At 69.5% G+C, this 19,412-nt stretch carries 15 protein-coding genes; 5 read left to right on the forward strand and 10 right to left on the reverse strand.

Translation table 11 applies throughout. The features are described from left to right. Nucleotides 1–103 precede the first annotated feature (103 nt). Nucleotides 104–1,000: an aldose 1-epimerase family protein gene (locus tag SOM10_RS10165; RefSeq protein ID WP_285363844.1), complete on the reverse strand. Its 897-nt coding sequence runs from the start codon at nucleotides 998–1,000 to the stop codon at nucleotides 104–106. Nucleotides 1,001–1,292: 292 nt separating this feature from the next. Between SOM10_RS10165 and SOM10_RS10170 the strand changes: the two genes are divergently transcribed. Beyond that, nucleotides 1,293–3,635 (forward strand): DEAD/DEAH box helicase, encoded by a 2,343-nt coding sequence (locus tag SOM10_RS10170; RefSeq protein ID WP_320489702.1) that lies wholly within the window; start codon nucleotides 1,293–1,295, stop codon nucleotides 3,633–3,635. Between the two features lie 190 nt (nucleotides 3,636–3,825). Here SOM10_RS10170 and SOM10_RS10175 read toward each other — a convergent pair whose 3' ends face one another. Together SOM10_RS10175 and SOM10_RS10180 are read right to left on the reverse strand one after the other, a co-directional pair. Beyond that, entirely contained in the window at nucleotides 3,826–4,365 is a 540-nt protein-coding gene (locus SOM10_RS10175) for a YaeQ family protein (RefSeq protein WP_320489704.1), read from the reverse strand. 64 nt (nucleotides 4,366–4,429) lie between these two features. Continuing rightward, nucleotides 4,430–5,491 (reverse strand): Rv2578c family radical SAM protein, encoded by a 1,062-nt coding sequence (locus SOM10_RS10180; protein WP_072592194.1) that lies wholly within the window; start codon nucleotides 5,489–5,491, stop codon nucleotides 4,430–4,432. Between the two features lie 83 nt (nucleotides 5,492–5,574). Here SOM10_RS10180 and SOM10_RS10185 point away from each other — a divergent pair, with 83 nt between their 5' ends. Next, complete coding sequence (locus SOM10_RS10185; protein WP_320489706.1) at nucleotides 5,575–6,507, forward strand: M15 family metallopeptidase; 933 nt, start codon at nucleotides 5,575–5,577, stop codon at nucleotides 6,505–6,507. 163 nt (nucleotides 6,508–6,670) lie between these two features. After that, nucleotides 6,671–7,834, forward strand: a complete 1,164-nt coding sequence (locus SOM10_RS10190) for an acyl-CoA dehydrogenase family protein (RefSeq protein ID WP_053098639.1) — start codon at nucleotides 6,671–6,673, stop codon at nucleotides 7,832–7,834. Between the two features lie 116 nt (nucleotides 7,835–7,950). Here SOM10_RS10190 and SOM10_RS10195 read toward each other — a convergent pair whose 3' ends face one another. From SOM10_RS10195 to SOM10_RS10215, 5 genes are all read right to left on the reverse strand, one after another. Beyond that, nucleotides 7,951–8,526 carry an ECF transporter S component gene (locus SOM10_RS10195; RefSeq protein ID WP_320489709.1) on the reverse strand — a complete coding sequence of 192 codons (576 nt, stop codon included), beginning with the start codon at nucleotides 8,524–8,526 and terminating at the stop codon, nucleotides 7,951–7,953. Between the two features lie 59 nt (nucleotides 8,527–8,585). Then, complete coding sequence (locus SOM10_RS10200) at nucleotides 8,586–9,461, reverse strand: siderophore-interacting protein (RefSeq protein ID WP_053098640.1); 876 nt, start codon at nucleotides 9,459–9,461, stop codon at nucleotides 8,586–8,588. An 11-nt stretch (nucleotides 9,462–9,472) separates the two neighbouring features. Next, a complete protein-coding gene (locus tag SOM10_RS10205) occupies nucleotides 9,473–10,291 on the reverse strand; it encodes an energy-coupling factor transporter transmembrane component T (protein ID WP_320489711.1) in 819 nt (272 codons plus the stop codon). After that, nucleotides 10,288–12,039: an ABC transporter ATP-binding protein gene (locus tag SOM10_RS10210; protein ID WP_056276576.1), complete on the reverse strand. Its 1,752-nt coding sequence runs from the start codon at nucleotides 12,037–12,039 to the stop codon at nucleotides 10,288–10,290. Before SOM10_RS10210 ends, SOM10_RS10205 begins: the two co-directional genes overlap by 4 nt. A gap of 99 nt (nucleotides 12,040–12,138) precedes the next feature. After that, entirely contained in the window at nucleotides 12,139–12,681 is a 543-nt protein-coding gene (locus SOM10_RS10215) for an ECF transporter S component (protein WP_056276581.1), read from the reverse strand. Between the two features lie 145 nt (nucleotides 12,682–12,826). Between SOM10_RS10215 and SOM10_RS10220 the strand changes: the two genes are divergently transcribed. Beyond that, complete coding sequence (locus tag SOM10_RS10220; protein ID WP_320489717.1) at nucleotides 12,827–15,883, forward strand: S8 family peptidase; 3,057 nt, start codon at nucleotides 12,827–12,829, stop codon at nucleotides 15,881–15,883. Between the two features lie 126 nt (nucleotides 15,884–16,009). On the opposite strand, the gene SOM10_RS10225 is transcribed toward SOM10_RS10220, so the two are convergent. Beyond that, nucleotides 16,010–16,933: a pirin family protein gene (locus SOM10_RS10225; protein ID WP_320489719.1), complete on the reverse strand. Its 924-nt coding sequence runs from the start codon at nucleotides 16,931–16,933 to the stop codon at nucleotides 16,010–16,012. Next, entirely contained in the window at nucleotides 16,933–17,250 is a 318-nt protein-coding gene (locus SOM10_RS10230; protein WP_295103039.1) for a GNAT family N-acetyltransferase, read from the reverse strand. Before SOM10_RS10230 ends, SOM10_RS10225 begins: the two co-directional genes overlap by 1 nt. 90 nt (nucleotides 17,251–17,340) lie before the next feature. Here SOM10_RS10230 and recQ point away from each other — a divergent pair, with 90 nt between their 5' ends. Further along, entirely contained in the window at nucleotides 17,341–19,401 is a 2,061-nt protein-coding gene (gene recQ, locus SOM10_RS10235; RefSeq protein WP_053098647.1) for a DNA helicase RecQ, read from the forward strand. The last annotated feature ends 11 nt before the right edge of the window (nucleotides 19,402–19,412 follow it).

Raw genomic sequence — 19,412 nt, forward strand, 5'->3', positions numbered from 1 at the left:
CCGTCCCGTCCTCCGCACGACGGAGTCTGACGCCCGCCCGGAACTTCATTCCGGGCGGGCGTCAGCCGTTTCCGGCGGAGTTGTGGAGCGGGCGCCGCCGAGCTCAGTCGAGCGTGATGCCCCAGTCGAGGGTCCAGGTCTCACCGGGGGCGAGGCGGCGCAGGCCGACACCGCTGTTCAGCGCGTCGGCGGGCGCGGTCATGGGCTCGATCGCCACCGCGAGGGACTGGCCCGGGTACTTGTCGGTCGTGTAGACCTGCACGAAGTCGAACCCGGCGCCCTGCCAGAGGGTGAGTCGCCGACCGTCGGGGGCGGTCAGCGAGTGCCGGACCAGCCCGTCGGCATCACGGTCGAGGTCGGTGAATCCGGTGTCGAGGCTCACATCGCCGATGCGCACTCCGTCGCGCAGCGCGGCATCCGCCGGGTGCGTGCCCGTGGGGAGCATGCGCTCGTCGGTGTCGAACGCGGTCTGCGCCGGCACCCGCAGCACGAGCTCGTGCGGGTCGACGTCGCCGATCGTCACGAACGGATGCGTGCCGAGTGCCACCGGTGCCGCAGTGGCGGAACGGTTGGTCAGCGCGTGCGTGACGTCGATCCCGTCGGCACGCAGCACGTAGGTGACACTGGTCTCGACGAGATAGGGGTAGCCCGTCTGCGGCACGATCGTGGCGCTCAGCGTCGTCGCCGACGCCGTCTCCTCGATCGCGTAGGCCGTGAATCGCAGCAGCCCGTGGCTGGCGTTCATGAACTTCGGCTCGGTGATCGCGAGCTGCCGCTCGGTGCCCTCGTCGTTCCAGGCTCCATCCCTGACGCGATTCGGCCAGGGCGTGAGCACGACGCCCGAGCAGGAGGGGGTCGGCGAGTCGAGCGGATACGGGGCGATCAGATCGACGGATCCGATGCGGAGCGAGCGGAGGGAGGCGCCGACCTGCGCGATCTGAGCGCTGACGTCGCCGAGCTGGAGGTGCACCTGTGTGCCGGTGGGGGATGCGGAGTTCACTCCGCAATCGTATGGCGAGCAGCATCCGCGATGGGGCTGGGCGGTTTTTCAGGTGCGACCGCTACACTTGATGGGTCGGCTTCGGACACCCGCGCATGGCGCGGACGTTTTTGTGTAAGAAGTGTGAGTCCAGGGGCCGATGGTGAGCGTCGCTCGACGCTAATCAACCATCACATGAATGGCCCCGGCCGCTGACAGTCCGGAACCCCGTCCGATCGCATCCGATCCGGCGCTGGGTGCTCGCGCGTGTGCGCGGCGCTGTTCTCGTGCGAGAACTCAGAAGGACACACCCATGCCCAAGAACAAGAAGCCCCGCGGCGGACGCCCCTCCGCCAACTTCGAGCCGCGCTACGGCGCGAACAAGACCTCGTTCCACGACCGCCACGCCGGTGGGCGCGACAGCGCTCGCGACACCCGCGATTCCCGCGACGTGCGGGGCGGACGAGCGGATGCCGGCGAGCGGCGCACCCCGGCGGCCGGCGTCGACCGTCGTCCCGGCAGCCGCAGCGCCAGCCACCGCGGCTACCGTCCCGCAGAAGAGGGCGCACCCAAGCAGCGCTGGTCCTCGCAGGAGCGCGCGGGTCGCGATGAGGCCCGTGGCATCCGCAACCGTGCGGAGTCGGGTCGCCGCGAGGCACCGCACCGCGGCGGTTCCGAGCGTCCGCGCTTCGACGATCGTGCCGAGCGCCCCCGCTACAACGACCGTTCCTCCACGGGCTTCGACCGTCCGCGTCGCGATGACCGCGGCGGCCAGCGTCCGACCGGTCCCGGTACGTACCGCGATGAGCGCGGCGGCCAGCGCGACGAGCGTCCGCGCCGCGACGACCGCGGTGCGGGCACGCAGCGCCAGGGCTTCCGCGACAACGATCACCGCGATGGCGGACGTCCGGGCCGTGACCAGCGCTCCGGCGGCTTCCGCGACGATCGCGGTGGTCAGCGCTTCTCCCGTGACGAGCGCCCGCAGCGCGATGACCGCGGCGCATCCGAGCGTCCGCGCTTCAACCGCGACGACCGCCCGCGTCGTGACGACCGTGGCGAGCGTCCGCGCTTCGACCGCGCGGCATCCGAGCGTCCCCGCTTCGACCGTGACGACCGCCCGCGTCGTGACGACCGTGGCGCGGGCCCGCGTCGCGATGACCGCGGCGCCGAGCGTTCCTACGACGCCGACCGCGCACGCCGTGCCTTCGACCGCGACCGCACGCAGCGGTCGATCGAGGGTGGGCGTGACGAGCGTTCGCGTCCCTCGACCGGTGGTGCGTACCGCACCGATCGTCCCCGCCCGCTGACGTCAGACACCCGCGGGCGGCCGTCGCGCAATGAGCGACCCAGCCGTAACGACTGGAACGCCACATCGAGCGCGGCACCCGCCAAGAAGTTCGAGCCGACGGACGACGTCGTGCACGAGCGCCTCGAGGCCAAGTCCGTCGCGGCGGTCGAGGTCGACGGTGTGACCTTCGGCGACCTGGGTCTCGGATCCAACATCGTCGAGACCCTCGTCGGCATGGGAGCGGCGACTCCGTTCCCCATCCAGGCGGCCAGCATCCCGGCCGTGCTCGAGGGGCGCGACGTCCTCGCCCGTGGCCGCACCGGCTCAGGCAAGACCATCGCCTTCGGCGCACCGCTCGTCGAGCGCGTGCTGCAGTCGCAGGCGGGCAAGCGCCGTGAGTTCGGCCGCTCGCCGCGCGCGATCATCCTCGCTCCCACGCGCGAGCTCGCACTGCAGATCGACCGGACCATCCAGCCGATCGCCCGCAGCGTCGGCCTGTTCACCACGCAGATCTACGGTGGCGTCCCGCAGGGCCGTCAGGTGGGTGCGCTGAAGAAGGGCGTCGACATCGTCATCGGCACCCCCGGTCGTGTCGAGGACCTCATCAACCAGGGCAAGCTCGACCTCTCCGACTGCCGCATCGCGGTGCTTGACGAGGCCGACCACATGTGCGAGCTTGGATTCGTCGAGCCCGTGCAGCGCATCCTGCGTCACACGGCCGACGGCAGCCAGAAGCTCCTCTTCTCGGCCACGCTCGACCGTGAGGTCGCGGCACTCGTCGACGAGTTCCTCGTCGACCCGGCCGTCTACGAGGTCGCCGGTGAAGATCAGGACTCGAGCACCATCGAGCACCGTGTGCTCGTGATCGAGCACCGCGACAAGGCCGAGATCCTCACCTCGCTCGTCGACCGCGACGGCAAGACCCTGGTCTTCGCCCGCACCCGCGCCTACGCCGACATGCTCGCCGAGCAGTTCGACGACGCCGGCATCCCCGCGGTCTCGCTGCACGGTGACCTCAACCAGGCCAAGCGCACGCGCAACCTGGAGCGCCTGACGTCGGGTCGCGTGAACGTGCTCGTCGCCACCGACGTCGCCGCCCGCGGAATCCACGTCGACGACATCGACCTGGTCGTGCAGGCAGACGCTCCTGACGAGTACAAGACGTACCTGCACCGTTCAGGCCGCACCGGCCGCGCCGGTCGCTCGGGACGCGTCGTCACGCTCATCACGCGTCAGCGCCAGCGTCGCATGACCGAGCTGCTGGAGCGTGCGGAGATCGACGCGCCGTTCGAGAACGCGCGCATCGACGACGACCTGATCGAGGAGATCGCCGGTCGCGTGCCGACCGCCGCCGACCTCACGGCCTGATCCGTCACGTTCGAAGGCCTCGCTCCCGCATTCGCGGCGGCGGGGCCTTCGTCGTTTGCTCGGCCGATTTGCGCTACAGGGATGCGCGGTGCGGTCGGGTGCGCGCCCAGCGAAGGAGATCTCTCACTCCGAAGGGCTGACGCGTCGGATCGCTCCTACGGAGCGGGTGATCTCCTTCAGAGCGTGCGGCTCAGCTGAGCTGGTGCTCGTGGATCGCTGTCGTCAGTGTCGTGCCGTTGAGGTCGAGGTAGAGCACCTGCTCCGTCACGGTGAGCGTCATCGTGTTGCGGCGTGCGATGAGCGGTGCCGCGGAGTCGATGAAGCCGGGGTCGAAGCTGTAGACCCGGAGGTCCTCGGAGCGGTGGATGCGCTTGTCGGCCCACGGCGCCATGACCTTCGCGGGGTCGCGGTGCGTATAGACGACGGTGCGCTCGGCGAGGCGGCTGCCGTAGTGGAGGCGCTCCGCATCGGGGGCGCCGACTTCGATCCACGCCGTCGTCTTCCCGGTGAGGTCGCGCACCAGCACGGCGGGCTCATCGGTCTGCGAGATGCCGCCGCCGAATGCGATGCCCTCGGTGAACTCGAGTCCATAGGCGAGCACGCGGGTCAGCATGTAGGCGTCGGTCTCGGACGGATGCCGCGCCACGCGCAGCGAGTAGTCGTCGTAGACACCGCGATCCATGTCGGCCAACTGGACGTCGAACGTGTGCATCGTGGAGCCGGTAGCCATAACGCTCGAGCCTACGCGCCCCGGGGGTGGCTTCCCGACCTCCGACGCTCCACCGGACCGGCGTTCAGAACAGCATCGGCTGTGCGGGGGCGGGCGCTGGCGTGAATGCGGGCGCCGGCCTCCCGTGCGGTGCAGAAGCCCGGATGCCGCGCACGGGGTAGTCGTCCTCGTGCTGCCCATCGAGTCCGTGCAGTCTGATCAGCGGCCGTGCGCGCTTCGCGAGCCATTGGCGGTAGCCCTTCGGCGCCTCGGCGGAGACTCCGGGGTACAACCCGCGATACGACGACACGAGGTCGGGGCGGAAACCCTCGAGCCACTGCATGAACCAGGGCTTCACTCCGGCGCGCAGGTGCAGGGCGCCGTAGATCACGCGGCTCGCTCCGGCCTCCTTGATGCGCCGCAGGGCGGTGTCGATCGCCTCGACCGAGTCGGTCATGTGGGGCATGATCGGCATCAGGAAGACGGTGACGCGGAAGCCGGCATCCCGCAGTGCGCGTACCGTGTCGAGCCGTGCCTGGGTCGTCGGAGTCCCGGGTTCGATCGCCTTCTGCAGATCGTCGTCGTACATCGCGATGGACATCTGGATGTCGACGGGAACGCGCTGCGCCGCCCGCACCAGCAGCGGGATGTCGCGCCTGATCAGGGTGCCTTTGGTGAGGATCGACATCGGCGTGCCCGACGTCGCGAGGGCGTCGATGATCCCCGGCATCAGCTTGTACCGGCCCTCGGCGCGCTGATACGGATCGGTGTTCGTGCCCAGAGCGACCGTCTCGTGCTCCCAGCTGCCGCGACGCAGCTCCTTCTGCAGCACCTCGACGACGTTGACCTTCACGACGATCTGCGAATCGAAGTCCGATCCGCCGTCGAGATCGAGATACTCGTGCGTTCCTCGGGCGAAGCAGTAGACGCAGGCATGGCTGCACCCGCGGTACGGGTTGATGGTCCAGGCGAACGGCATGCGCGATGCACCGGGCACATGGTTGAGGGCCGACTTCGACAGCACCTCATGGAACGTCATGCCTGCGAACTCCGGCGTGGTCACCGTGCGGAGCACGCTGGAGCGATCTTCGAGGCCGGGCAGCGCAGCGGCGTCGACGTCACCGAGTTTCTGTCCTTGCCACCGCATGTCCTCCATTCGAACATAAAGACGATACTCCGTCAACCGAGCGTGTGAATTCTGTTCGAATGGACATGAGGGACAATGGAAGCATGTTCTTCCCGCCGCAGCCTCAGCATGCGGCGCCGCGCTCCCCGATCCGCGGTCCCGCGCTGCCCATCGGTCTCGCGGCGACGGCGATCGGCGTGCTGCTGTCGCTGGCCGGTGCGCCGGTGGCCGAGACGACCGACGAGCTGGCGATGCCGCAGCCGTCCGTCGTGCAGGAGGTGCCGGCGGTCGAGGTCGGTGCGACCACCGCTGCCGATCCGTGTTCGGAGCCGAGCGTGCTCGAGGCGATAGCCGTCGCCGACGATGCGGCGATCATCGCAGGCTTCGGGGGTGGCGAGAGCTTCCGTTCCGCTGTCGTGGCGGGCAACGCACCCTGCATCGCGCTCGACGACCCGGCTCACGTCTGGGTCGTCGTCAACAAGGCGCGTCCGCTCGCTCCGGTCCCCTTCGCGCCGTCGTCGCTCGCCGACCTTCCGCTGCAGATGACCACCCGCTCCGGTCAGGCGCGGACGGACGTCGCCGCGGCGGTCGGAGAGATGGCGGATGCGGCGGCCGCAGAGGGCGCGGGGCGCATCGGAGCGAACAACGGCTACCGATCGTATGAGCTGCAGGTCGTGACCCACGCCTCCCATGTGCGCAACAGCGGGCAGGCGGGTGCGGACGCCTCGTCGGCGCGTGCCGGTCACAGCGAACATCAGACGGGGCTGGCGCTCGATCTCGTGGCGTGCGATTCGTCGTGCGGAGCCATCGAGTCGTTCGGCGCGACGGTGCAGGGGCAGTGGATCGCGGCGAACGCCTGGGAGTACGGCTTCATCGTGCGCTACGAGCAGGTCGGCTCCGGCATCACCGGATACAAGCCCGAGCCCTGGCACCTGCGATATCTCGGACGCGAGCTCGCGGCGGCGTATCACCACGGCGGGTATCACACGCTGGAGGAGTTCTTCGGGCTCCCCGCGGCCCCTGATTACGCCCACTGAGCGCAGTGACAGCGGCGCGTGTGCGACCGCATTGCGGCATCCGACAATCGCGGTACCGAGTCTCACGGATTGTGGGATGCATTCTCACAACGAGCTGTCGCGGTGTCGGCGACCCGGCATAGAATCGCCGGAGCAATGACGCACGAACGTTCGGGAGGACGCAATGGAACGCGACATCTACGAAGAGGATCACGAGGCCTTCCGCGACCTCGTCAAGGACTTCGTCAAGCGCCACGTGAACAACGAGGCCATCGAGCGGTGGGATGCCGCGGGTGAGATCGACCGGGCGACGATGCTGGCCGCGGGCGAGGCCGGTCTGATCGGACTGTCCGTCCCCGAGGAGTTCGGCGGTGCCGGCATGCTGCAGGACTACCGCTTCCGCACCATCGTCATGGAGGAGGTCATCGCTTCCGGAGCAGGGTCGCTCGCCGGTGCGTTCGGCATCCAGGACGACCTCGCCGTGCCCTACCTCGTGCACATGGGCACGCAGGAGCAGAAGGAGAAGTGGCTGCCCCGCATGGCCACGGGCGAGGTGCTCGGTGCGCTCGCCATGACCGACCCCGGCGCGGGCTCTGACCTGCGCGGCATCAAGACCAACGCGAAGAAGGTCGACGGGGGCTACATCCTCAACGGCGCCAAGACGTTCATCTCGTCGGGCTCGACGGCCGACGTCGTGGTGACCTTCGTCAAGACCGGTGAGGGCAACCGTCCCGACGCGTTCAGCCTGCTGCTCGTCGAGAAGGGCATGGAGGGCTTCGATCAGGGCAAGAAGCTCAGCAAGATGGGCTTCCACGGCTGGGACACGGCCGAGCTCAGCTTCACCGACGTGTTCATCCCCGACGAGAACCTCATCAGCGGCAAGGAGGGGCAGGGCTTCATCCAGCTGATGCTGAACCTGCCGCTCGAGCGGCTGTCGATCGGCGTGGCCGCGGCCGCTGCCGCCCAGGCCGCCCTCGACTGGACCGTCGCCTACACGAAGGATCGTGAGGCGTTCGGCGAGCGCATCGCCGACTTCCAGAACACCCGCTTCCGGCTCGCCGACATGGCGGCGACCACCGACGCGATGTGGGCGTACATCGACCGTGCGCTGCTCGCCTACAAGAACAGCACCCTCACCGCCGAGGACGCTGCGAAGGTCAAGTTCTGGGCGACCGAGCGCGAGTGGGAGGTGCTCGACACGGGTGTGCAGCTGCACGGCGGCTACGGCTACATCATGGAGTACCCGATCGCCCGCGCCTTCACCGACGCCCGTGTGCACCGCATCTACGGCGGCACGAACGAGATCATGCGCGACCTCGTCGGCCGCCAGATCGTCGGCAAGCGCTGACGAACATCTCAGAGAAGGGCCCCGGATGCCGGCATCCGGGGCCCTTCTCCTGTCGATGGCACGGCTGACCGCAGGAAACGGGCCTGCAGGCGCGCAGGCGGGCACGAGCCAACGGGTCAGCGGGGCAGTCGGCCACCGACGCCGGCCTTGCGCAGCCGATCGGCGATGAGGATGCCGAGTGCGGTGGCGCCGAGGCAGCTGCCGAGGGTCACGGCGAAGAAGGTGATCTGAAGGGGAAGCCCGAAGCTGCCGAGATCGAACGAGGCCCAGGCGAGGATCGGGTAGACGATGCCGACGATCAGTGCCCCGAGGTAGTGCAGCCAGGTTCCCCAGTAGCGCCAGAGGACGAACAGGAACGGCAGCTCGGTGAACGCCGCCCACCAGAGGTTGGTGGCCACGCTGCTGAAGCCGTAGCCCGAGAACGGCACGATCACGAGACCGGTCAGCAGGCCCACCAGCAGGCCGACGAGTGGGCGCCGCAGCAGGCGGAGGGCGATCACCGAGGGGAGCAGCCAGAGGCCGGCCAGCGCCACGCTCACGAAGGGCAGCCCGGGGAAGAGGATCGTCGAGATCCAGTTCGCCGGGGCGAGGAGCGCGCCACCGGCGACTCCGAGTGCCGCGCACGTCAGCAGGATCGCCGTCGGGATGCGGAATCGCGAGCGTCCGCCGCCGGTGCGGGGTCGATTCTGCACCTCGGAAGCCGATTCGCGGTGCGTTTCCGACCCCGCACCGTTCACAGCATCCGCGCCGTTCATGCGAGGGGCTCCGCCGCAGCCTCGCGGGCCGCCTTCGAGGTGGGCGAGGCCGCGCCGATCTTCCAGTAGCCGCAGAAGCTCACGTCGTTCTTGTCGACACCGCGCTCGCCGACGAGATGCTTGCGTGCACCCGAGGCCAGCGACTGCTCGCCCGCGGCGTACGCGTGGAACGGCGCTGCCGGCAGTGTCAGCTCGCGCAGCCGGGCGAGGGCGAACGACCCGGGGTCGAACTCGTGCGGCCGCGCGAGCCAGATGATCTCGACGCCGGCGGGGTGCGGGAACTCCAGAGCGTCGGCCTCGGACGGCACCTCGATGATCGCCGTTCCCGTCGCGTCCGCAGGCAGTGACGCGCAGATCGAGGCGATCGCGGGGAGCGCCGTCTCATCGCCGACCAGCACCACGCGATCCGTTCCGCGCTGCGGGTTGAACGTGAGGCCCTCGTCGATGATGAGCACGTGCTCGCCGGGTTCGCAGGTCTCCGCCCAGCGTGACGCGGGGCCGGCCGTGCCGTCGGCCGCAGACCCGTGCAGCACGAAGTCGACGTCGATCTCGGCGCCCGACTCGGCGGTGGCCGCCCGGTACGCGCGCACGCTGTAGTTGCGCATGACCGGGCGCTCGCCGTCGGGGATCCGCAGGAACCTGAGGTATCCGAACATCTTGTTCGCCTTCGCGGGAACGCGGTCGAGCCCCGCATCGCCGCCGATCGGCAGGAACAGGCGGAACCACTGGTCGAAGCCCATCGGGCGGAACTTCTCGATCTCACCGCCTCCGAGCGTGACCCTCATCCAGTGCTCGGAGAGGCGCTCGGTGCGCAGCACGCTGAGATGGAGGAGTTCGGCGGTCTCGGGCTTGACCAGTCTGCTGTATGCCATGCGGGCGCCTTTCAGGGCAGCTGCCAGGGGAAGAAGAGCATGAAGATCGCGGCGGATGCGGCGATCGAGGCGACGATGAAGACGGTGTCTCGGATGCGGAACGGCACGAGGTGCCTCTCGGTGCGCGTCGAGTGCGCGCCGAAGGCCCGCGAGTCCATGGCCAGGGCCACGCGCTCGGCGTGGCGGATCGCACCCGCGAGCAGCGGAACGATGTATCCCCAGCCGCGAGCGATGCGCGCGAACGGACTGCTGCCCCCATGGTGCCCTCGCACGCGATGCGCGGCTCTGATCACCGCGAGCTCGTGCCCGAAGCGCGGCACGAAGCGGAACGCGGCCAGGGCCGTGTAGCCGATGCGGTAGGGCACCCGCAGCTGCTGCACGCTGGCGCGCACGAGGTCGGGGCCGGTGGTGGTCAGGCCGCCGATGAGTGCGAGCGAGACGATCGCGCCGAGCCGCAGAGCCGTGGCGAAGCCGATCGCGAGGGCGCCCTCGCGCAGCGTCCAGTCGCCGAGCTGCACCACGGCAGCGGTGTCGCGGACGATCTCGGCGTCGACCCACAGCGAGAACCCGAGCCCGATGGCGATCATGCCGATCGGGAGTGCGAGGAACAGCACCGCGGCGATGCGCCAGGTCACCCGCGATCCGAGGACGATCAGCGCGAGCGACAGTGCCAGGAAGGCGGCGGGCGTGGCGAGGTCGCGCACGAAGATCAGCAGCACCATGGCCGGGGCGACTCCCGCGACCTTCGCCAGCGGATTGAGCGCATACAGGAACTGGCGCCGAGACGATGCCGACATCGCGGCATACGGGTCGAAGGCGTGGGCGGTCATGCGATCGCCCGTCCCGCTGCGGCGAGCACGCGCTGCAGCGCCGGAAGGCGGAGCCCTGCCTCGACGAACGGCGTCTCGTCGGCGAAGAGCGCGTCGGTGCGATCGGCGGCGTGCACGCGACCGTCTTTCAGGATCACCGTGTGCGACGTGTGCTCGGCGACGAGCTGCAGGTCATGGGTCACGATGACGATCGTCGTCCCCTCGTCACGCAGGTCGTGCAGCAGAGTGAGGAGCTCGGACGCCCGTGCACGATCCTGGCCGAAGGTCGGTTCGTCGAGGGCGAGCACCCGCGGGCGGGTGATCAGGGCCGTGCCGACCGAGAGGCGGCGCTTCTCGCCGCCCGAGAGCAGGAACGGATGCACATCGGCCTTGGCCTCGAGGCCGAAGCGCATCAGCATGGCGTCGACGCGCTCGCGCGTCTCGGCATCCGGGGTGTGCCGCAGCCGAAGTCCGTGCGCGAGCTCATCGAACACGGTGTGCGCGATGAACTGGTGCTCCGGGTTCTGGAACACGAACCCGATGCGGCTCGAGAGCTCGCGCGGCGAGGCCGACCCGGGGTCCATGCCGTCGACCGTGACCTGCCGCCGGGGCGGCGGGACGACACCGGCGAGCGCCTGCAGAAGGGTGGTCTTTCCGGCGCCGTTGGTCCCGACGATCGCCGTCAGGGTTCCCGCCTCGATGTCGAGGTCGATGCCGTGCAGGATCTCCGTGCGGTGACGACGAACCGTCAGCCCGCGGGCGCGGACGATCGGAGTGGCTGCACGGTCTGCCGCATCCGTCATTCCCTCGTGCGTCTGCAGGACCGACGCACGGATGCCGGAGGAGACAGCGGTATCCGGTCCTGCATCCGTGCCGTGGTCCTGCACACCGGACGGGTCAGGAGTGGCGGATGCCGCAGCCAGCGCTGCGGCGAGCTCCTCGGGTGTCAATGGAAGGTCGTCGAGATGCAGTGTTCCGGCATCCCGCATCCGCAGCGCCGCGAGTGTCGCCGCAGGCAGCCAGACACCCATCTCGACGAGCTCCGCCGCGTGCTCCCGGATGATCCGGGCCGGCGGTCCGTCGAAGACGACCCGCCCTGCGCGGTCGAGCACGATCGTGCGGGTCAGGAACCCCATCGCGGCGTCGAGATTGTGCTCGACGAGCAGGATGCCGCGGTCGCCCGCTGCGATGACGTCGGTCAGTGCGGCGTAGACGTCGTCGATGCCCTGCGGATCGAGGTTCGCGGTCGGCTCGTCGAGCACGATCAGGGGCGACCCCATCGCCAGCGCGCACGCGATCGCGAGACGCTGACGCCCGCCGCCGGACAGGCGATCGGGGTTCTCATCGCGCCGCTCCCACAGGCCGACACGGCGCAGTGCGTCTTCGGTTCTCGTGCGCACCTCGTCGAGCGACAGCAGCAGGTTCTCGGGGCCGAAGGCGACCTCGTCGTAGACCGTGCCGGTGACGATCTGGGCGTCCGGGTCCTGGAAGACCATCGCGACGTGGGTGCTCAGCGATGCGGTGTCGGCATCCGCGGTGCTGACTCCGCCGGCCTCGACCGATCCCGTCATGGTCGCGGGCACGGCGTGCGGGATCAGTCCGTTGAGCGCGAGCGTGAGCGTCGACTTGCCCGAACCCGAAGGGCCGAGCAGCAGCACCACCTCGCCGGCATCGATGTCGAAGGTGACGTCCCGCGGCGAGGGGTGCACAGCATCGGCGTGGGTGATCGAGAGGTCACGCACGCGGAGGAGAGGCGCAGATGAGCGCACGGCATAACCCCGGTTTCAGCGGATCGGTACCGTTCTAACTTAGCTGAGCCTTACCTGATCTGCACAGGCCGGACGGCTCGGAAGGGTCGGACGCCGTGATCAGCGCCGAGCGACGCCTGCGCGGCTGAGAGAAGATCCGATCGCGAGTCCTGCTGCGGTCCACGCGATCGGACCGAGCACCGCGATCACGAGGTAGGAGATCTCCGCCCACAGCGGGAAGGTCGCGAGGTCGACGGCGAAGAACACCACGACGGCCACGATGACCCCGATGATCGCTGCGGAGATGAAGAAGCGCCAAGGGCCCCAGGAGCGGTAGCGGGTGAGCGCGGCGATGCCCTCCTGGATCGCCCCGAACAGCAGCGCGGTGCCGATGAAGCGCAGCGTCCAGGCGGGATTGAACGCGCTCGAGATGAGGGCGGCGAACACGTGCGTGACGAGGGCCACGAAGGGGCGGCGCAGCACCTCCTGAGCGATGATCCCCGGCAGCACGTGCGAGCCGAGCACGAGTCCGTAGAGATACGGAGCGCCCACGATGACGACCGGCGTGATGAGCCCCGCGATCCCCCCGAGGATGCCCGTGGCGACGCCGATCGCGGCGCAGACCAGCAGCACGCGGGTCGTCAGAACGGGGGAGGGGGCCACCCCTCCAGCCTACTGTCGACCATTGGCGACACGGCTGGCCGTTCGTCCAGGAATAATCCCCGACCCTGGTGTGTGGACGGAAGCCGGGCGTAGCTTGAACGGCGGTGCGGCACCGCAGTCGCACCGTGATCATCGGGAGAAGCACATGGGTCGAACACCCCTCCGGATGGCAGCGGCCACCACCCTGGCAACGCTGTTCATCGCATCGACGGCAACCGCAGGCTACGCAGGCACGGAGGAGGTGACAAACCCCACTCCGGTCGACGGCACGCCCGGTCACTACATCGTCGTGCTGAAGTCCGATCCGCTCGCGAGCTACACCGGCGACGTCAACGGGCTCAAGGCCACCAAGCCCGCCGAAGGCGAGCAGCTCGAGACGCAGTCGCAGGATTCGCAGCGCTACGTGCAGCACCTCGAGGCCGAGCAGCAGACGGTCGCGCAGGAGGCGGGAGTCACTCCCGAGATCAGCTACCAGGTCGTGCTCAACGGCTTCAGCGCCGAGCTCACGGGCGCGCAGGTCGACAAGCTGCGTGCGTCGAAGGACGTGTACGACGTCTACCCCGACTTCATCCGTCACCCCGACGCGCAGACCTCGACGGACTTCCTCGGTCTCGGCGATGACAAGAAGGGGCGTGGCGGCGTCTGGCAGCAGACCGGCGGCGTCGACAAGGCCGGCGAGGGCGTGGTCGTGGGTGTCATCGACACGGGCATCGCTCCCGAGCACCCCTCCTTCGAGGGCAAGAAGCTCAAGAAGCAGCCGAAGAACGACAAGCGCCACAAGGGCGGTCAGCCGTACACCGACGGCACCTTCGTCTACTTCGACAAGTCCGATGGCGGCCAGTTCCAGAGCACGATGGTCGAGGCTCAGGAGTGGGACAAGGGCGACTACTCGTCGAAGCTCATCGGAGCCCAGTACTTCTACACCGGCGCCGAGGCGGCCGGATTCGACTTCCAGTACGACTACCTCTCGCCGCGCGACGGCGACGGCCACGGTTCGCACACCGCGAGCACGGCGGCCGGCAACTTCGGCGTGAAGGCCTCGATCGAGGACGTCGACTTCGGCAAGATCTCGGGGGTCGCCCCCGGAGCCAAGGTCGCCGCCTACAAGGCCTGCTACGTCGGGCCCGATGAGGCCGTCACCACCGATGACATCTGCGCGGGCAGCGACCTGATCGCCGCCATCGACCAGGCGGTCGCCGACGGCGTCGACGTGATCAACTACTCGATCGGCGGCGGAGCGGCATCCACCGTGCTCGCCCCCGAGGACATCGCGTTCTTCAACGCGGCGGCAGCCGGCGTCTTCGTCGCCACGAGCGCCGGCAACGACGGTCCCGACTCCGTCACCGCCGACCACGCCTCCCCCTGGTACACCACGGTCGCGGCATCGACGATCCCGACGTGGGAGGGCACCGTGCAGTTCGACGGCTTCGCCCAGGCCGGCGCATCGGTGAGCGTGCCGTTCGGCACGACCGTCACCGGGCCGTCGATCTACGCGGGTGACGCGCCGGCTGCCGGACAGGCTGCCGCCGATGCCGCGCTGTGCCTTCCGGGCACGCTGGATGCGGCGAAGGTCACGGGTCACATCGTGGTCTGCGACCGCGGGGGCAACGCCCGCGCCGAGAAGTCGCAGGTCGTGAAGGATGCCGGCGGCATGGGCGTCGTGCTCGTGAACGTGCCCGGGGGTGCGGACTCGCTCGACAACGACTTCCACGCGGTGCCCACCGTGCACCTCTCGTCCGTGCATCGCGCAGCCGTGCTCGCCTATGTGCAGGGCGGCGCCGATCGCCCGATCACGCTCGTCGGCGAGAACACGACCGGTGTCGTGACCCCGGTGCCGCAGATCGCCGGCTTCTCGAGCCGTGGCCCGATGCTCGCCGACGGCAGCGACATCATGAAGCCCGACATCGCAGCCCCCGGCGTCGCGATCCTCGCGGCCACGCAGAACGGGCCCGGAGAGGCGCCGACCTTCGGCATCCTGTCGGGCACGTCGATGGCGTCACCGCACATCGCCGGTCTCGCGGCGCTGTATCTCGGCGAGCGTCCCAACGCGAAGCCGGCTGAGGTCAAGTCGGCCATGATGACGACCGCCTACGACACGGTGAACCCCGACGGCTCGGCCAACAAGGACCCGTTCCAGCAGGGTGCGGGCCAGGTCGACCCGAAGCGCTACTTCAACCCGGGCCTGCTCTACCTGAACGACGTGCCCGACTGGGCCGCGTTCCTCGAGGGCAAGGGTCTGGCGGAGTTCGACGGCGTCGAGCTGATCGACGGCAGCGACCTGAACATCGCATCGTTCTCGATCGGATCGCTCGCGAGCGCGCAGAGCGTCACCCGCACGGTGACGGCGACCGAGAAGGGCACGTTCACGGCATCCGTCGATCTGCCCGGCGTCGACGTGACCGTCGAGCCCTCGACGCTGAAGTTCACCAAGCCCGGCCAGACCGCGACCTACACGGTCACGTTCGACAACCAGAGCGCTCCCGTCGAGCAGTGGGCGACCGGGTCGCTCACCTGGACGAGCAAGAGCAACTCGGTGCGCTCGCCGATCGCGGTCTTCCCCGTGACGGCCGACGCGCCGGCCGAGGTCGAGGGCACCGGAGTCGAGGGGGCGACCACGGTCGAGATCACCCCCGGCGTCGACGGCGCTCTGGCGCTCGGGCTCTCGGGACTCACGCCGTTCAGCCTGCTGGAGGACCCCGACGGCCGTGTCGTCGGACACTCGGGCGATGAGGCGTCGGGCGACGAGAACAAGGACGTGTCGTGGATCGTCGACGTGCCGGCGGGCACGACGCTCTCGCGCTTCGATCTCGACTCGTCGGATGACGCGGGCAGCGACCTCGACCTGACCGTCTACCGGGTCGTGAGCGCCGACGACCTGCGCTACTACGAGCGCTGGCAGTCGGCGACCGGTTCGGCGGATGAGCAGGTCACACTCCCGGCTCCGACGGCGGGCACCTACCTGGTGGTCGCGAACGTCTACTCGACCTCGGCCCCGATGACGTGGGACATGACCTACGCCAACGTGCAGCCCGAGGGCGAAGGGGCGTTCACCGCGACCCCGAACCCGATCGAGGCCGTCCGCGGCCAGGCGACGAGCTACGAGCTGAGCTGGACCGGCCTCACCGCCGGCACCCGGTACCTCGGTCTCGTGCAGTACGGCGAGTCCGCCGTGCGCACGATCGTGACGGTCGACGCGCAGTAGCGATCAGCGCCGGCGCCCCGTGCTCTTCGGAGCGCGGGGCGCCGTCGCGTGCGGTCGCCGCATCGTCGAGGCCGCGTCGAGGCCGCGTCGCGTCGCGCGCAGGGCGCGGTGTCGCAGTCAGAGCCGTCAGATCTTGCGGCCGCGCGGCATCAGCCGCACGTCGGGAAGAGGCGGAGCGGGGATGCGGACGTCGTGCCCTTCGACGACACCGAACCGAGCGGAGGCCGCCTCCCATTCGGTGCGAGCCTCGACGATCTCCTCGTGCGTGCGTCCGGCGAAGTTCCACCACATCACGATCTCGTCCTCGAAGGGCTCGCCGCCGATGAGGAACAGCAGCGCTCCCTGTGCGCTGGACACCTCGACCGAGTCCCTCGAGTCGCCGAGGTACAGCATGTCGTTCGACGACATCCCGTGCGTGGCGACGACGGCATCACCCTCGACGAGCATGAGGCCGTGCTCCCATCCTGAACGCAAGGGCAGGTGCAGACGAGCGCCCGCGGGGATCCGGATCTCCGCGCCGACGATCGGGGTGTGCACGGTGGCGGGCGATGAGGTGCCGGCGAACTCGCCGAGGACGACGGTGGCGGTGGCGGTGGCGTCCTGACCCTCGTCGGCAGGGAGCGCCAGCTGTGGCAGCTCGGTGTGCCGTTCGAAACCGGCAGCGCCGTGCCGTGCGCTCTCGGGCAGCACCACCCAGAACTGCAGGGCGTCGAGGGGGATCGGATCATCGCCGATCGAGTACTCCGAATGCGAGATGCCGTTGCCGGCGGTCATGAGGTTCAGCTGGCCCCTGCGGAGGTCGGCGTCGCTGCCGACCGAGTCCCGGTGACGGATCTCTCCGACCAGCGGCCAGGTCACGGTCTGCAGACCGATGTGCGGATGCGGTTCGACCCGCATCCTGGTGTCGGCGGGGCCGAACCGGTCGAGGAAGCACCACGCACCGATGGTCGGGAGGTTGCGATGCGGCAGCACGCGCAGCACGTTCATCCCGCGCACCCCGCCGAGCGGCACCTCGCGTGGCTCGAGCACGATGCGTCGTTCGCCGATCATCATGCCTCCGTCGGAGCAGCGCCGGGCCGCTTGGGCCAGCGGATCTCGGCGCCCGGGATCTCATGCGTCGTCAGGTACTTCGCGATGTACGGGCAGAGCGGCACGATCGCGTCGCCGGATGCCGCGGCATCCGTCAGGGCGCGCTCAGCGAGGATCCCCGCGAGTCCCTGACCCTGGAACGCGGGGTCGATCTCGGTGTGGATGAAGCGGATCGCGCCCGGACGCAGCTCGAACTCGGCGAAGCCCGCGAGCGTCTCATCCGAGTGGATCTCGTAGCGGGAGGCGTCGTCGTTGCGGGTGACGGTGATGTCGGTCATCGGGGCTCCTTCGGGCGTCTGCCACAAACCTACGCCCGCTGAGCGTCCACAGGCGCGGCCGACGTCGGCGGGGGTCGTTACGCTGGAGGGATGCCGCAGACTCCCCGTGACCCGTACGAGGATCTGCCCTACGCCGACGAGCCGTGGGACGGCGCGGGGTGGGAGCCCTCCGAGCCGCCCGAGCCGATGGACTGGGAGCCGCAGGGCGCCGGGTACGAGCCGCCGCTCGACTGGGGCCAGGGCCCCGTGACACCGGTCGGATCGGCGTCCGCGCGGTCATCCGCACGCTCGTCTGCTCCCGGGGTGACGGCGACGGCCGCGCGACAGGCGGCCCCCAGCCGATACGCGACTGCGGCCGAGGCGCTGCACACGGTCTTCGGCTACGACGAGTTCCGCGGCGATCAGGCCGCGATCGTCGATCAGGTCATCTCGGGCGGTGACGCTGTCGTGCTCATGCCCACCGGCGGCGGCAAGAGCGTCACCTATCAGGTGCCCGCACTCGTGCGCGAGGGCACCGGCCTCGTGATCAGCCCGCTCATCGCTCTCATGCACGACCAGGTCGACGCGCTCCGGGCCAACGGCGTCAACGCCGCCTATCTCAACTCGACCCAGGCGATCGAAGAGCGGCGCGAGGTCGAACGGGCGTACGTCGCCGGCGAACTCGACCTCATCTACGTCGCCCCCGAGCGGCTGTCCTCGCCGCAGACGACCGCCCTGCTGCAGCGCGGCACGCTCAGCGTCATCGCGATCGACGAGGCGCACTGCGTGTCGCAGTGGGGTCATGACTTCCGCCCCGACTACCTCGCACTCGGCGATCTGGGCGAGCGGTTCCCCGGTGTACCGCGCATGGCGCTCACGGCCACCGCCACCCGGGCGACGCACAAGGAGCTCACCGAGCGACTGCGTCTCGACGCCGCCCAGCACTACGTGGCCAGCTTCGACCGGCCCAACATCCAGTATCGGATCGTGCCCAAGGTCGATCCGCGCAAGCAGCTCGTCTCGTTCATCCGTGCGCAGCCCGAGGGCTCGGTCGGCATCGTCTACGCGCTGAGCCGGAAGTCCGTCGAGCAGACCGCGACCTATCTCGCCGCTCAGGGCTTCGACGCCCTGCCGTATCACGCCGGTCTTCCGGCCGAGGTGCGGGCGAAGAACCAGTCCCGGTTCCTGCGCGAGGACGGCGTCGTGATGGTCGCGACGATCGCCTTCGGCATGGGAATCGACAAGCCCGATGTGCGCTTCGTCGCTCACATCGACCTGCCGAAGTCCGTCGAGGGCTACTACCAGGAGACCGGTCGCGCGGGCCGTGACGGCGAGCCGTCGATCGCCTGGATGGCTTATGGCCTGGGCGACGTGGTGCAGCAGCGCCGCATGATCGACCAGAGCCCGGGCGATCGCACGTTCAAGATGCGCCTGGGGCAGCACCTCGACGCGATGCTCGCGCTGTGCGAGACGGTCGAGTGCCGCCGCCAGAACCTTCTCGGCTACTTCGGGCAGGACTCGCAGCCGTGCGGCAACTGCGACACGTGCCTCGACGAGACCGAGACCTTCGACGGCCTGATCCCGGCACAGAAGCTGCTCTCGACGATCGTGCGGCTCAAGCGCGAGCGCAATCAGGCCTTCGGAGCCGGGCATCTGATCGACATCCTCCGCGGAGCCTCGACCGAGCGCATCCGTCAGCAGGGGCACGAGAAGCTCGCGACCTATGGAATCGGCGCCGACCTCTCCGACCAGGACTGGCGCAGCGTCGTCCGCCAGCTGCTCGCACGGGGGATCATCGTGGCCCAGGGCGACTACGGCACGCTCGCTCCGGGCGAGCAGTCGGCCGGCGTGCTGAAGGGCGAGACCCCGGTGCCGCTGCGCAAGGACACGATCGGACGCCCCGCTTCGTCGCCGCGGGCACGCAAGGCGAGTGCGGCGGACGCGCTCGATCAGTCCGACCGCCCGCTCTTCGAGGCGCTGCGGGCGTGGCGCGCCGAGACGGCGCGCGAGCAGGGCGTTCCGGCGTACATCGTCTTCGGCGATGCGACGCTGCGTGCGCTCGCCGAGCATCGTCCGGCTTCGCTGGCCGACCTCGACGGGATCACGGGGATCGGCGCCAAGAAGCGGGATGCCTACGGCGAGGGAGTGCTCACCGTCATCGCGGCCGGCTGACGCAGGGCGCC

The sequence above is a fragment of the Microbacterium sp. CFBP9023 genome, from assembly GCF_034045055.1.
Classification (GTDB): Bacteria; Actinomycetota; Actinomycetes; order Actinomycetales; family Microbacteriaceae; genus Microbacterium.

Excerpts from the sequence above, each read along its gene's own strand:
- SOM10_RS10170 (WP_320489702.1), top strand. The coding sequence starts at position 1,293 with ATGCCCAAGAACAAGAAGCCCCGCGGCGGACGCCCCTCCGCCAACTTC.
- SOM10_RS10175 (WP_320489704.1), bottom strand. The coding sequence starts at position 4,365 with ATGGCTACCGGCTCCACGATGCACACGTTCGACGTCCAGTTGGCCGAC.
- SOM10_RS10180 (WP_072592194.1), bottom strand. The coding sequence starts at position 5,491 with ATGCGGTGGCAAGGACAGAAACTCGGTGACGTCGACGCCGCTGCGCTG.
- SOM10_RS10185 (WP_320489706.1), top strand. The coding sequence starts at position 5,575 with ATGTTCTTCCCGCCGCAGCCTCAGCATGCGGCGCCGCGCTCCCCGATC.
- SOM10_RS10190 (WP_053098639.1), top strand. The coding sequence starts at position 6,671 with ATGGAACGCGACATCTACGAAGAGGATCACGAGGCCTTCCGCGACCTC.
- SOM10_RS10200 (WP_053098640.1), bottom strand. The coding sequence starts at position 9,461 with ATGGCATACAGCAGACTGGTCAAGCCCGAGACCGCCGAACTCCTCCAT.
- SOM10_RS10205 (WP_320489711.1), bottom strand. The coding sequence starts at position 10,291 with ATGACCGCCCACGCCTTCGACCCGTATGCCGCGATGTCGGCATCGTCT.
- SOM10_RS10220 (WP_320489717.1), top strand. The coding sequence starts at position 12,827 with ATGGGTCGAACACCCCTCCGGATGGCAGCGGCCACCACCCTGGCAACG.
- SOM10_RS10225 (WP_320489719.1), bottom strand. The coding sequence starts at position 16,933 with ATGATCGGCGAACGACGCATCGTGCTCGAGCCACGCGAGGTGCCGCTC.
- SOM10_RS10230 (WP_295103039.1), bottom strand. The coding sequence starts at position 17,250 with ATGACCGACATCACCGTCACCCGCAACGACGACGCCTCCCGCTACGAG.
- recQ (WP_053098647.1), top strand. The coding sequence starts at position 17,341 with ATGCCGCAGACTCCCCGTGACCCGTACGAGGATCTGCCCTACGCCGAC.